This is a genomic window from Streptomyces sp. CC0208, from assembly GCF_003443735.1.
Lineage (GTDB): Bacteria > Actinomycetota > Actinomycetes > Streptomycetales > Streptomycetaceae > Streptomyces > Streptomyces sviceus.
Map to the genome: position 1 here is coordinate 961,424 of NZ_CP031969.1, position 12,867 is coordinate 974,290.

Genomic DNA, 12,867 nt, shown 5'->3' on the forward strand with positions numbered 1-12,867 from the left:
GGTCAACCGCTCAAGGCTTCCTCGGCATCCCGCCGCGTCGGCCAGTTGTCCCGCCGCTCCCGGGCCACCTCAGCACGGCTGCCGGCCCGCTCCCCGGGCAGGGACACCGATGGTGCGAGGGCAGGTGCCGAGGTGGCCGGCTCGGGGATCACAGCGCTGGTGGACAGCGCGGGGCGCCTGGCGGTCCGGTGCACGCGCCGGCCGGCGGACTCGTCGCCGGTCTCCCTGCTCTGGTGCTCGAAGAAGCGGAGCATCTCCACGGGGAACGGCATCACGAGGGTGCTGTTCTTCTCGGCGGAGACGTCCACCACGGTCTGCAGCAACCGCAGTTGGAGTGCCCCGGGGGTGTCGGCCATCGTCGCGGCGGCGTCGGTCAGCCGCTGGGAGGCCTGGAACTCTCCGTCGGCCGCGATGACCCGCGCGCGGCGTTCCCGCTCGGCTTCGGCCTGCTTGGACATGGAGCGCATCATGGACTCCGGAAGGGCGATGTCCTTGATCTCGACGCGTTCGATGCGCAGACCCCAGGGCTCCTCGGTGGGGGCGTCCATCACCTTCTTGAGTTCCGCGTTGATGTGGTCGCGGTCGGAGAGCAGCGTGTCCAGGTCCGCCCTTCCGATGACCGAGCGGAGCGACGTCTGCGCGATCTGGGAGACAGCGGCAGGATAGTTGCGTACGTTCACCAGGGCCTTGACCGGGTCGATGACCTTGAAGTAAACGACCGCGTCGACGGTGAGCGTCACGTTGTCGGCGGTGATGGACCCCTGCGGCGGGATGCCGAGGACCTCGGTCTGTACGGACACCTTCCGCATCCGGTCCCCGATCGGCCGAATGACGCGCAGGCCGGGCCCTCGTATGTCCGGCAGCAGCCGCCCGAAGCGGAACACCACGCCCTTCTCGTACTGCTGGACGTTTCGCACGCTCAGGGCGAGCAGGCCCAGTCCGGCCACGGCGCACACCGCCAGCACGGTGATCAGAACACCCATGGTTCTCACTTTCCTTACGTCGATGACGGTCCCGGACCCGAGCGGTCCGGGAAGTCCACGGCACGGGAGGACCCCGGCCTGTCGTCTGCGGCGCGGCCGGGGTCTCGGGCTGCTGCTGAGGCTCTGGTGGGGCGGCCCGGCTCAGCCGGGCGAACTCTGCGGTACACCGGCCCGTGCGCGCGGTTCAAGACCGCACGTGATCAGCCCCGACGGCGGATCGGGCAGGGCCGTCGCGAGAGACCGAGGAGAGCCGAAGGGATCCGGAGTGATGGGGAGGAGGACGTGCCTCCGGCGGTCGGCGTGGGGCAAACGGTCGCAGTCATGACGCGCACCCTGCTCCGGGCCGACCGGAACCGGCCCGGCGTGATCAAATCGCCGAAAGTGACAACGTCATGGAAGCCGATGCACGAAATACCCTCGGTAACACCAGAGTACTCCGTTGACGGCCCGAGCGGACTCCCGTCGGGTAGCGCGGCCGGTCCACGTCCGGGCAAGGTGGAGCCTCCCCAGCCGGGTCCGGTGACAACACCCCCGGGAATCGTGCCAGGAATGCGGACCCGGGGGGGGGGGGGACTGGTCCGACGCCACCGTCAACGGACTCCGACTCCCAAGCCCACGCCGTCCTTCACCACGGTGGCCAAACTCTGAATGAGCCGCCGGGCCTCCGCGTCCGTGGCGGCGGGCGGCACCACCAGCAGGTCCCACCGGCCGCGGCCGGGCGCCAGCAAGCACACGGTGGTCGGGGAGCACTGGATGGTCGTCCGGCGCAGGCGTACGACCTGGTTGGTGACGAGCAGCCGGCCCGGGAACGGGGACCACACTGCCTCATCCACGAGGACGCTGGTGACCTGTCCCCAGGCGTGCGGCAGGCCGCCCAGCAGCCTGGGCAGTTCTGACGCCAGATCGGACGAGTGGGGCCACCAGGCACCGTCGATACGCGGGGCCCTGTGGCCCTGCGCCGGCTGGGACGCCAGGCGAAGGCGGAGGCCGGACTTCGAGGAGAGCGGGGGCGATGGGGCGAGTGTCATGGGAACTCCTGAAGGGGATGCGGTCGCTCGGGTCACAAGCGGCGGGCGGCGATACGGTCCGGGGCAGACCGGCGCACGTCCCTGACCCGGTCGAGGGGCGTTCGAAGAGGCGGATCACGACCGCGGGCGGGTCGAACCGGCGCTGACCGATCACATGGCAGAGGGAGTTCACGCGCCACGTGACGTGATGGAGCAGGGCGGTGCGGCCAAGTCCCGCCCACAGCAGGACGTTCAGGGCGGACACCCAGCTGCCGCCGATCAGGCGCCCGGCGGCGAAGGACCGGGCGAGGGCGAGCACACAGGGCCGGGAAGCGCCGGCACACGGCCCGGATGTCACGGTCGGCCGGCAGATCAGGAGCGATGGGAGTCCCCACGCGCGTGCGAGGCCGAGCGCCGCCGGCCTGGGGTCGTCGCGGAACAACCAGTCGACGTGAGCATCCCCCAGTCCCCGCAACGGTCCGTCGTGCTCCGGGGACGGCGGGACGACTGACGGGGAGCGGAGGATGTGGAGAGACATGCGCGGTCCTCGACCTCGGTGACGACGGTGCGGCCGGGGTCTTGGGCTGCGCCTCTTCGGCGTGGGTGTGGCAACGGCATCGCTGAGAGCGAATGCGAGTCGCACGGACGGTGCTACGGGAGCCAGTTGGGCTGGTGGACGTGGAGAGTGGGCGGCGGACCCGTCAGGCGATCTCGCCCTGGTCGGTGCGATGGGTGGCCGATCTGCTCGATTCGAGCCCCGCGTCCCCGTTCCCGAGGCGCCGGGATAACTGCCCCTCCACGCGGCCCTGTCCGCTCGGTTCGCGCTCGGCCTCGGGACGGGGCGGGCGGTGCGGGGCTTCGGATGTCATAGGGCGGAACCTGACCCGGACCTGAGCGGCCCACATCTCTCTTGTGACGAGGACGAGACCGGTCCGGACACTGGCGTACGACGAGCCCTCGACGTTTTCAGCCTACTCCTGCCCGTGGACCAGCCTCCACGGCCGACCGGCCACTCGATCCGGACGAGAGTCGGGAGTACGAGGGCGGTACCTGCGTGACACCCGCTGCGATACCGGCAGCGGCCGGTGGCATCAACGGCCTGATCATCGGCATGTGAGAAAGCCGTCCAGGGGCGGGTGCGATCAGAGCCAGTCCCCGTTCTTGAAAACGAAGTACAGCGTCAGAGAGGCAACGACGATGACGGCGCTGGACACGATGAAACCCGACTGGTGTGCGAAGCCGGGGTAGGGAAGGTTCTGTCCGTAGAAGCCGGTGATCGCGGTGGGCACGGCGATGATCGCGGCCCAGCTCGTCACCTTCTTCATGATCAGGTTCATCCGGTTCGCCTGCACCGACAGGTTGGTCTCCATCACCGAGGCCACCAGGTCGCGCAGCGACTCCGTCCACTCGCCGGCCCGCAGCACGTGGTCGTACACGTCTCGGTAGTACGGCATCAGGGGCCCGTCGACGACGTCGAGGTCGAGGCGCATGAGGGCGTTGACGACCTCCCGCATGGGCAGGACCACGCGGCGGAGCCGGACCAGTGATTTCCGCAGGGCGTAGGACTGGCGCTGTACGGTCTGGATCTGCCGGCCGCCTTCGGCGAAGAGCAGAGCGTCCAGTTCCTCGATACGTTCGTCGAGCTGCCGTACCGCGGCGAAGTGCCCGTCGACGACATGGTCGAGCAGACCGTGGAGCAGAAAGGCGACCCCGTGCGCCGCCAGAGCCGGGGTGCGGTCCCAGCGGGCGACCAGCTCGTCGAGGGCGAACGCTGCGTCCTTGCGGACCGTGATCAGCGCCTGCGGAGTAAGGATGACCGCGAGCTCGCTCATCGTCAGTCCCACGCCGTCCGGGTCGACGGCGACCGCGTAGACACTGAGGAAGTGGTGGGTGCGGTAGTTGTCGAGTTTCGCCCGCTGTCCCTCGTGCAGCGCGTCCTCGAGAGCCAGCTCGTGCAGACCGAGTTCCTCGCCGACCGCCGTGAACTCGGCGCGGTCCGGGCGGTACAGGTCCAACCACACGGTGGTGGACGGGTCCTCCAGACACCGGGAGATGTCCCGGACCGGGAAGTCCTCCTCGGCCAGGGAGCCGTCGCGGTACAGCCGGGTACGGGCCACGTCGCGCACCCTAACGGCACCGGCGGAGCTCCGGCGGACACCACGACCGGGCGTCCACTCCGACGGGGGCACCGCCCCTCGATCGCCTTGAGGGCACCGCCCGGCACATACAGCCCTACGCCCGCCCGGAGCTCCGGAGGTCATTCCTCGGAATCGTGGCGTTCCCCACCGCTCCGAAGGCCCTCCACGGGGACCGTGTATGCCTGACGGGTGCCGGTGTCGATGAGGATCTGTGCGGCATCGGTGACGTTGTCGGCCCGGACAGCCCTGGCCATCGCGGCACGGGCGGCCTCGACTGTCGCGTCGGGCGGGACCACGAGAAGGGAGAAGTGGTCCTGATCGCCGCGAGTGATCAGGACGGTGTCGTCACCCACCGGAAAGGAGTCGATACGGACGACCTGGTCGTCGATCACCAAGCGCGGGGGAAGTTCATCCCAAGCGGTGGCGTCCAGACCGACCCGCGTGATGGAGCCGAGGTGCACGGTCAGCGCGTGGACGAGGTCGGGCAGCTCAGCACCGATGTCGCGGGAACGCGGCCACCACGCACCGTCGAGGTTGCCTTCCCGGGACCGTGTCGTCTCCAACCGCAGAAGGACCGTCCCGGGTTCAGCGGCCCGATGGATCGCGTCCGGCAGAAGACGGGGAGCGCGAGGGATGTCGGATTCGCTCATGGTGTGTCCGCCTGTCTGCGGGAAGCGGTGCCGCCGCCGAACGCGGGACTTCGTCCTCTCACCGTAAGCCGTGCCCCGCCGCAGCGGCTGCGCGACGGTGGACTGCCTGCTCACGCACACGTCCCGGACCTCCGTAGCGGCGTAGAGTGAAAGGACCGGGAGTACTTCGCACACCGGCCGCCATGTCGGTGCCGTTTCCGGTGAGCAACAACACCGGCCTCCGAGAGGAGGCCCGGGGACAGGTCCGCGTCATGACCGCGACCATCGAACCCACGATCATCGAAGAGCGCCTGCCTCCGGCGGCGGCCCGGCTGTCCCTGACCCCGACCGGTTCGGTTCCAGGTCTCCTGGACGGCGCATGGTGGCCCCGCTCCCGTGATCTCCTCCGCGAGATCCCCACTCTGACAGACGCACTGGACGCGTGCTGGGGCCGGATCACCCACGTCACCGTGAACCCGACCCACTGGCCCGTCATCCCGCGCAAGGTCCCCGTCACGGGCCACACGGTGCATGTCGGCTGGTTCGCCGCCGAGCAGGACCCGAGCAAGGTGATCCTCCTCTCCTACACGGTGGGCCGCCTGGACCTGCTGGTGATCCCTCCGGAGGCGGAACCGGCCGCCGCCGCCCGGCTGATGGCAGCGGCAACCTCTCCGGGAGGCATCCGCACCGCCGGCGGTCTGATGGCCGACGAGGCCATCAGACAGGACGCGGCAGAGGCTCATAGCCGGGAAGAGAAATGGGAGACCGACGGCGGAGCCGCTTCGGCTGACGGAGCCGCGATCGGGATCTCGAAGTTCCACCCCCGTCCCGAGGAGGTGAGGACGTGGAGACCGCCGTCACCGTCGTCGTGATCATTCTCGTGATCATCGTGGGATTGATCCTGATCCACCGGCTCAACACACAGCATGACGAAAGGATCAGGGCGTTCCACTACAGCGACGCCCTACCGGGAATCGGTCGGCGGACCCGTAAGAGCGCAGGTGCCGCCGTGCCGAAGGGCCCTCCTACCGACGCCACACACAGTGAGCATCGAGAGGACAGCCGCTGATTCCGATGCGTCGGAAAAACTCCGCGCGGATCCGGTCGTACGTGGTCGACACCACTTCGCTGCCGTCGCGGGGCGCGCAGGAGCTGGCCGTTCACCCGGCCGGGAGGGTTCCGGCCCGGTCAGACCTCCCCCTGCCCGCGCGTTTCCGTGGTTCCCGTAGGGGGACCCGGCGGTCGTGGTGGCGTACGGAGCGGAGCAGCGCGTGCGGGTGCCGGCCGTGCGGGCGCGCTGGCTGCGGCAGACGTTCGTGCACTGGCCCTTCCGCCCGGAGGCCGTGCAGGCTCTCCTGCCGCCGGAACTGACCGTGGACGAGTACGACGGGGCGGCGTGGGTGGGTTTCACTCCGTTCGTCATGTCGGGCGTGCGCCCCGCAGGCCTCCCTGCCTCGGTACCTGGGCTCCCGCCGTTCGCGGAGACCAACCTGCGGACCTACGCGCGGCGCGAGGACGGCCGGGACGGGATCTGGTTCCTGTCCATCGAGGTGGCCTGCCCGCTGATGCTGGCGGCTCGTGCGGTCGGGGCGCCGTACCACCTGGGGCACCTGCGGGTGGCCACCGACGGTGCCACCGTCTCGTACGCCGGATCGCGAGGGGCGCGCGGTGTCTCGTACCGGCTGCGCGTCCGTCCCGGCGACCCCCTCCAGCCGACCGAGCGGGACGTGTGGCTGACCTCGCGCTGGCGCGCGTACACCCGCCGGCTCGGGCGTCTGTGGGAGACACCGGTGGAACACGAACCCTGGCCGCTGGCCCGTGCGGTCGTCGACGTGCTGGAGGAGACGCTGACCTCCGCGGCGGGCCTGCCCTCCCCGCTCGACGGGCCCGTCGTGCACTTCTCCCCGGGGGTCGAGCACGTCCGGCTGGGGGCCTCCCGGACGTCTTCCCCGTGAGCGGGCCGCCGGGCACAGTGACCCACGGCGGGCGGCTGCGTTTCGACGGCTGGATCGCCGGCCTGGGTACGGCGTCCGGGACCCGGGTCGTGCTGGGGCACTGGCCCCGGTCGCCGTTCGGGCCGTTCAGCGACGTGATGCTGGAGCGGCCGGACGGGGAACGGCTGCTGCTCGCTCCCACCCGGGAGACGGCGGATTTCGTCAGTGGCACCTACGTCTTCGACACGGTGCGTGTCCTCCCGGTCGGCGTGCGCGTCACCGGTGACATCTGGAGCGTCACGGCAGGGCCGCTCGACCTGCGTTTCACCGCGGGCCGCCGACGGCTTCTGGGGCTGCTGCTGTGCGCGGTGCCCGGCGTGCTCGCCCGGCAGCCGGCCTGGTGCGCGCTCACCTCCCTTCCCGCCTCCGTGCTGCTGCCCGGCGTGCGCACGCGTGGCAGTGCGCGGGCGGGCCGCCGCGAGTGGTACGGGGCCAGGGACCTGCGGCCCGTCCACGCGGTGTCGGGGCGTTTCGAGGGCGTCGACCTCGGGGCGGCGGCGCCCGTCGTCCCGCCCGTGCGCTTCGGGTTCGGGTCCGTGCCGAGGAACCCCTCGCTCACCCGCGTCACGACAACGGTGGACCTGCCCCCTGAGTGACGACGTACGGGCAGGGGTACCCGGCCGTCCGGAGACGCACCACCACGTACCTCGACAGAGAGGCCGACCCTGAGTGAGGGCTCCGACGAGGAGGCCGGTCGCGCCGGTACGTGAGGATTAGCGGCACGCCAGTGGTTGACCGGCCCGGTCGAGGCACTCGGAGACGGTCACACGACTCCGGCAACCAGAGGGAAATCATGAACACGACGGCACCGACCTCGCTCGACGGTCCGACGCGGCACAAACGGCTGGTGATCTATCTCAACGACCACCTGGCCGGCGCGACGGCAGGCGTCGAACTCGCAGGTCGTATGGCTCAGGAGCACAGTGGCTCGCCCTACGGCGAGACGCTGGAGACCCTCAGGAAGGAGGTCTCCCAGGACCGGCAGGCCCTGGTACGCCTCCTCGCCGACCTCGACGTACCCGTGCGGCGCTACAAGACGTACGGGGCGTGGCTGGGCGAGAAGGTCGCCCGGATGAAGCCCAACGGCCGCCTGTTGCGCCGCTCCGGCCTGGCCCTGCTGGTCGAGCTCGAAGCGCTGCGGCTGGGGGCACAGGGCAAGGCCTCGCTGTGGCGCGGGCTGCTCGCCGCGTCGGCACAGGACTCGCGTCTGGACGCCGACCGGCTGGAGGAGCTGCTGCGCAGGGCGGTGCGGCAGATCAAGACGTTGGACTCGCTGCATGCGCGGGCCGCCACGGCCCTGCTGTTTCCCGCGACGCGGCCGCACCCTGCGTCGACGCCCGCGGCGAGGACCAACACAGCCACCTGAACTGCCGGTCTGCGCCCGTACGAGACGGGGTGCCGCGGGCGGCGCGGGAGTGCTCGCCCGGGCGGCGGAGACGGATCTCGCACGTCTGGCCCATTGTGTTTCTCCAAGGCATCCCTCTGGACCGCCAGTTGCGCAACTGGCGGTCCAGCTCGACGTCGAGCCCGTCGACCCCGACCGACGACGCCACCATCCTGCTGACCGGAGGGCGTGCGGGCCAAAGGCACCGGCTCACGTGCTGACACCGGGGCCGAGGCGGCCATACACCTAGGCCACGGCCTCGCCCGCCGTCGCGATCTCCGGCATCCCGCCGCCGTCCTGTGCGGTGAACTGGGTCCGGTAGAGCTCCGCGTACCGGCCGTCGAGGGCGAGGAGTTCCTCGTGGGTGCCCCGCTCGGCGATCTGCCCGTCCTCGACCACCAGGATCAGGTCGGCCGTGCGGATCGTGGACAGACGGTGGGCGATCACGATGGCTGTCCTGCCCTCCAGCGCCTCGGTGAGCGCCTCCTGGACGGCGGCCTCCGAGGTGTTGTCCAGGTGGGCGGTGGCCTCGTCGAGGATGACGACCCGCTGGCGGGCCAGCAGCAGCCGGGCGATGGTCATGCGCTGGCGTTCACCGCCGGAGAGCCGGTAGCCCCGCTCGCCGACCACGGTGTCGAGGCCGTCGGGCAGGGACCGTACGAGCGTGTCCAGGCGGGAGCGGCGCAGGGCGTCCCACAGCTCGCTCTCGCTCGCCTCCGGGCGGGCCAGGAGCAGGTTGGCGCGGACGGTGTCGTGGAAGAGGTGGCCGTCCTGGGTGACCATGCCGAGGGTGGCGCGCAGGGAGCCGGCGGTCAGGTCGCGGACGTCGACGCCACCGATGCGGACGGCGCCCTCGTCGACGTCGTAGAGCCGCGGCAGCAGTTGCGCGACGGTGGACTTGCCGGCGCCGGACGAGCCGACGAGGGCGATCGTCTGGCCGGGTTCGGCGCGGAAGGAGACGCCGTGCAGGACCTCGGCGCCGCCGCGGGTGTCGAGGGAGGCGACTTCCTCAAGGGAGGCGAGGGAGACCTTGTCGGCGGAGGGGTAGCCGAAGCGGACGTCCTCGAACTCGACGGCGACCGGTCCTTCGGGAACCTCACGGGCGTCCGGTTTCTCCGCGATCAGCGGCTTCAGGTCGAGCACCTCGAAGACCCGCTCGAAGCTGACCAGCGCGCTCATCACCTCGACACGGGCGCCGGCCAGGGCGGTGAGCGGGGCGTACATGCGGGTCAGGAGCAGGGCGAGGGAGACCACGGCACCGGGTTCCAGGCTGCCGCGCAGGGCGAACCAGCCGCCGAGGCCGTACACCAGGGCGAGGGCGAGGGCGGAGACCAGCGTCAGGGCGGTGATGAACACCGACTGGGCGGTGGCCGTGCGCACGCCGATGTCGGCCACCTGACGGGCGCGGGCCGCGAACTCCACGGACTCCTGCTCGGGGCGGCCGAAGAGCTTGACGAGGGTGGCGCCGGGTGCGGAGAAGCGCTCGGTCATGCGGGTGCCCATGGCCGCGTTCAGGGTGGCCGCCTCCCGCTGCATCCGGGCCATCCGGCTGCCCATGCGCCGGGCGGGGATCACGAACAGCGGGAGCAGCGCGAGCGCGAGCAGGGTGATCTGCCAGGACAGGGTGAGCATCACCACAAGGGTCAGCAGCAGGGTGACCAGGTTGCTGACCACGCCGGACAGCGTGTTGCTGAAGGCGCGCTGGGCGCCGATGACGTCGTTGTTGAGACGGGAGACGAGCGCTCCCGTACGAGTGCGTGTGAAGAACGCGACCGGCATGCGCTGCACATGATCGAACACAGCCGTGCGCAGATCGAGGATGAGTCCCTCCCCGAGCGAGGCCGACAGGCGTCGGGCGAGGATGCCGAGCGCCGCCTCGGCGACCGCAATGAGGGCGATGAGCAGGGCCAGACGTACGACCTTGCCCTCGTCGTCGCCCGACACGATCGCGTCCACGACGTTGCCCGCCAGTACGGGCGTGGCCACGGCCAGGAGCGCGGTCGCCACCCCGAGCACGACGAAACGGGCGATTCGGGTACGGTGCGGGCGGGCGAAGGCGCCGATGCGGCGCAGTGTCGCGCGGGCGAACGGGCGGCGTTCCTGCTCGGCGTTCATGACACTGTGCAGCTGTGTCCACGCTGTGGTCTCCATGCTCATGGGAGAGAACGTACGACCTCAAGCGTTGTTGAGGTCAACGCCCGATCGTCAACCGCCCGACCGAAGGACTCGATGACCGCACGTAAGACCCTGGTCCCGCTTCCGCAACCCGCCGTTGGCGCGGCGGGGAAAACCTCTCCTGGTGTGACTGCGGTAGCAGAACTCCCCCAGGGACGCCCTCCCCAGCGCCTCCCCGTCCGCCGTATCCGTCAGATCCTGTGTCTGGTCCCTCTCCTGCTGGTCACCGTCGTGGCGGTGCGGCACCGTTCCGTGCTCGTCGAGGGCTTCGGTCACCTGCGCAACGCCGAGTGGCCATGGCTCGCGGCGGCGACCGGTACCACCTGTCTGACGTGGGTGGCCGCCTCCTTCACCCGGCAGGGCGCCGTGGTGGCGCGGCTGCCCCGGCGGCGACTGCTGGCCACGCAGTTCGCGGCGGGCGCGGCCAACCATCTGCTGCCTACGGGCCTCGGCGCGGGCGCGGTCAACCTGCGGTTCATGACCGTGTGCGGGGTTCCGCTCGCCCGCTCCTCGGCCGCGCTGGCCCTGTATCTGCTGGCGGAGTCGGTCGGCCGGCTCGCCCTGCTGACCGTGCTCTTCGTGGCCTTCCCGGACGCGCTGCGGTTCGGCGCGCTGCTGCCCGACACGGCGGCCGGTCCGCTGCTGCTGGGCCTGGGCGCCGTCCTGGTGACGGCCGTGGGTGTCCTCGCCGGTGTCCGCCGGGTGCGGACGGCGGTGGGCTCCTTCCTGCGGACCGCCCTGTGCGAGGCCCGCTCGGTGCACGCCATGCCGTCCCGGGCGTTCGCCCTGTGGGGCGGTTCGCTCGCCTTCCCGGCCCTCCAGGCGGCCGGTTTCGCCGCGGTGGGACAGGCGCTCGGGCTGCCGGTGGCGCCCGTGCACATGGCCGTCGCGTATCTGGCCGCGACCTGTGCGGTGGCCCTGGTGCCCACGCCGGGCGGAGTCGGCTCGGTGGAGGCGGCCCTGGTGGTGGCGCTGGTGGCGGCCGGCGGCCCAGTGGCCGTGGCCACGGCGGTGGTGCTCGCCTACCGGATCATCACGGTCTGGGTGCCGCTGGTGCCGGGGGCGCTGACGCTGGGTGCGCTGGTGCGGCTGAAGGTGATCTGACCGGCGGCCGGGTCGTTCACCGGTCGCCGAGCGTCACCCGCACGGGGCCGCCCTCGGGGTCGACCAGGTGGGTCCACCGTGCGCTCAGGACAAGGGGCCGATAGGGAAGCGCCCTGGCCAGGCGTTGGCGGTGCAGCGTGCGGCCGTCCTGGGTGACCTGAAGGAGCGGGCGGGTCAGAGAGGCCGTGGTGCGCAGGAGGTACGGCAGACCGCTCTCGGCCGGGGTGACCCGGTTCGGGACGATCCAGCGCAGCGGCGGTCCCACCGACAGGGGGACGCCCTCCGGGTGTTCGGCTCCGGCCAGCGTCTCCAGCACGGCACCGGCCACGTGTGCCCCCTCGCGGGCCGCGGTCGCCGCGCTCTCCACGGGGTGCAGCACACTGCCGACCGCGAACACGCCGGGCCGTGAGGTGCGCAGCGACCCGTCGACGGCCGGGCCCAGGGTGCCGGTGTCCAGGGTCAGGCCGCCGCGCCGGGCGAGTTCGTGATCGGGCACGAAGTCGCCGGTGAACACGACGGTGTCGCAGGGCAGTACGGCCGTTCTGCCGTCACGGTGCCGTACGCGGACGCCCGACAGCCGTGCGTGTCCGAGGAGTTCGGTGACCGTGGCGCCGGTGAGAAGCGGAATCCCTTGCCGGAGTCGGGCGTCGGCGGCGCGGGTGGGTGTGGTCCGGGCGCGCGGCAGGTCGGTGAGCATGGCGACGACCACCGCTCCGGCGGCCCGTACGGTGGCGGCGGCCGCGTAGGAGACGCCCTCGGCGCCGACCACGACCGCGCGCTCCCCGATGTGCTGTCCGTGGAGGTGCACGGCCTGCTGGAGTTCGCCCGTGGTGAGGACTCCGGCCGGGCGGGTGCCGGGGACGAGCCGTGCGGAGCGCGGGCGTTCGCGGGCACCGGTGGCCAGGACCACCGCCCGCGCCCGGATCGTCTCCGGTCCGCCCGGGCCGACGGTGTGCAGCGACAGCGGGCCCGCCCAGTCGAGGGCGGTGACTCCGGTGCGTACGACGGCTCCGGCGCGCTCGGCGGCCGTGACGAGGAGCCGGGCGTAGGCGGGGCCGGTCAGGTGCCGCGACCAGCTGCCGTAACCGCCGTGGGCACAGTGCCGCGGCACTCCTCCGGCCTGCTGTTCCCGGTCCAGGACCTCGACGTGGGCCACCTGAGCATCAGCCAGCCGAGCGGCCGCCGCCAGCCCGGCGGGACCGGCACCGACGATCAGGACATCGACGTGGCGGTCGCCGGTCATGAGCGGCCCCTTTCACGCGGAGCGGGGGGCCGGACCTGCCCGCGCGGCGCCGCGGACTGGGCCTGCCCGCGTGGCGCCTGGGTCCGGGCGAGCCTGCGTGGCGCCGGGGGCCGGGGCCGCCCACGCCGCGACCAAGGCCGGACATCCCCGCGCGTCGCCCAAGACTGGACCCGCGCACGCGGCACCCTCGGCCAAGCCCACCCGCGCCCG

General features: G+C 71.6%; 13 protein-coding genes. 6 read left to right on the plus strand and 7 right to left on the minus strand.

Going from position 1 to position 12,867, the window contains the following annotated elements:
• Positions 1-2 precede the first annotated feature (2 nt).
• The 5 genes from D1369_RS04480 to D1369_RS04495 all read right to left on the minus strand — a co-directional run bounded on the left by D1369_RS04480 (position 3) and on the right by D1369_RS04495 (position 4,778).
• Entirely contained in the window at positions 3-983 is a 981-nt protein-coding gene (locus D1369_RS04480; protein WP_050789800.1) for a slipin family protein, read from the minus strand.
• A gap of 590 nt (positions 984-1,573) precedes the next feature.
• Complete coding sequence (locus tag D1369_RS04485) at positions 1,574-2,011, minus strand: DUF5994 family protein (protein ID WP_050789799.1); 438 nt, start codon at positions 2,009-2,011, stop codon at positions 1,574-1,576.
• A 680-nt stretch (positions 2,012-2,691) separates the two neighbouring features.
• Positions 2,692-2,859, minus strand: a complete 168-nt coding sequence (locus tag D1369_RS42805) for a hypothetical protein (RefSeq protein ID WP_162950997.1) — start codon at positions 2,857-2,859, stop codon at positions 2,692-2,694.
• A gap of 273 nt (positions 2,860-3,132) precedes the next feature.
• Positions 3,133-4,107 (minus strand): magnesium transporter CorA family protein, encoded by a 975-nt coding sequence (locus D1369_RS04490; RefSeq protein WP_007386337.1) that lies wholly within the window; start codon positions 4,105-4,107, stop codon positions 3,133-3,135.
• Positions 4,108-4,247: 140 nt separating this feature from the next.
• Entirely contained in the window at positions 4,248-4,778 is a 531-nt protein-coding gene (locus tag D1369_RS04495; protein WP_007386336.1) for a DUF5994 family protein, read from the minus strand.
• Positions 4,779-5,029: 251 nt separating this feature from the next.
• Here D1369_RS04495 and D1369_RS04500 point away from each other — a divergent pair, with 251 nt between their 5' ends.
• From D1369_RS04500 to D1369_RS04520, 5 genes are all read left to right on the plus strand, one after another.
• Positions 5,030-5,629 carry a DUF5994 family protein gene (locus D1369_RS04500; protein ID WP_007386335.1) on the plus strand — a complete coding sequence of 200 codons (600 nt, stop codon included), beginning with the start codon at positions 5,030-5,032 and terminating at the stop codon, positions 5,627-5,629.
• Positions 5,602-5,826 (plus strand): hypothetical protein, encoded by a 225-nt coding sequence (locus D1369_RS04505; protein WP_007386334.1) that lies wholly within the window; start codon positions 5,602-5,604, stop codon positions 5,824-5,826. The genes D1369_RS04500 and D1369_RS04505 overlap by 28 nt, the downstream gene beginning before the upstream one ends.
• Positions 5,827-6,001: 175 nt before the next feature.
• Entirely contained in the window at positions 6,002-6,712 is a 711-nt protein-coding gene (locus D1369_RS04510) for a DUF2071 domain-containing protein (protein WP_007386333.1), read from the plus strand.
• Entirely contained in the window at positions 6,709-7,347 is a 639-nt protein-coding gene (locus tag D1369_RS04515) for a hypothetical protein (RefSeq protein WP_007386332.1), read from the plus strand. Before D1369_RS04510 ends, D1369_RS04515 begins: the two co-directional genes overlap by 4 nt.
• A gap of 197 nt (positions 7,348-7,544) precedes the next feature.
• Positions 7,545-8,117: a hypothetical protein gene (locus D1369_RS04520; RefSeq protein WP_007386331.1), complete on the plus strand. Its 573-nt coding sequence runs from the start codon at positions 7,545-7,547 to the stop codon at positions 8,115-8,117.
• A 264-nt stretch (positions 8,118-8,381) separates the two neighbouring features.
• Here D1369_RS04520 and D1369_RS04525 read toward each other — a convergent pair whose 3' ends face one another.
• Positions 8,382-10,286, minus strand: a complete 1,905-nt coding sequence (locus tag D1369_RS04525; RefSeq protein WP_118082274.1) for an ABC transporter ATP-binding protein — start codon at positions 10,284-10,286, stop codon at positions 8,382-8,384.
• 150 nt (positions 10,287-10,436) lie between these two features.
• On the opposite strand from D1369_RS04525, the gene D1369_RS04530 reads away from it, so the two are divergent.
• Positions 10,437-11,414 carry a lysylphosphatidylglycerol synthase transmembrane domain-containing protein gene (locus D1369_RS04530; RefSeq protein ID WP_205574456.1) on the plus strand — a complete coding sequence of 326 codons (978 nt, stop codon included), beginning with the start codon at positions 10,437-10,439 and terminating at the stop codon, positions 11,412-11,414.
• Between the two features lie 16 nt (positions 11,415-11,430).
• On the opposite strand, the gene D1369_RS04535 is transcribed toward D1369_RS04530, so the two are convergent.
• Positions 11,431-12,657 (minus strand): FAD-dependent oxidoreductase, encoded by a 1,227-nt coding sequence (locus D1369_RS04535; RefSeq protein WP_118082275.1) that lies wholly within the window; start codon positions 12,655-12,657, stop codon positions 11,431-11,433.
• Between the last annotated feature and the right edge of the window lie 210 nt (positions 12,658-12,867).

Excerpts from the sequence above, each read along its gene's own strand:
- D1369_RS04480 (WP_050789800.1), bottom strand. The coding sequence starts at position 983 with ATGGGTGTTCTGATCACCGTGCTGGCGGTGTGCGCCGTGGCCGGACTG.
- D1369_RS04485 (WP_050789799.1), bottom strand. The coding sequence starts at position 2,011 with ATGACACTCGCCCCATCGCCCCCGCTCTCCTCGAAGTCCGGCCTCCGC.
- D1369_RS42805 (WP_162950997.1), bottom strand. The coding sequence starts at position 2,859 with ATGACATCCGAAGCCCCGCACCGCCCGCCCCGTCCCGAGGCCGAGCGC.
- D1369_RS04495 (WP_007386336.1), bottom strand. The coding sequence starts at position 4,778 with ATGAGCGAATCCGACATCCCTCGCGCTCCCCGTCTTCTGCCGGACGCG.
- D1369_RS04500 (WP_007386335.1), top strand. The coding sequence starts at position 5,030 with ATGACCGCGACCATCGAACCCACGATCATCGAAGAGCGCCTGCCTCCG.
- D1369_RS04520 (WP_007386331.1), top strand. The coding sequence starts at position 7,545 with ATGAACACGACGGCACCGACCTCGCTCGACGGTCCGACGCGGCACAAA.
- D1369_RS04525 (WP_118082274.1), bottom strand. The coding sequence starts at position 10,286 with ATGGAGACCACAGCGTGGACACAGCTGCACAGTGTCATGAACGCCGAG.
- D1369_RS04535 (WP_118082275.1), bottom strand. The coding sequence starts at position 12,657 with ATGACCGGCGACCGCCACGTCGATGTCCTGATCGTCGGTGCCGGTCCC.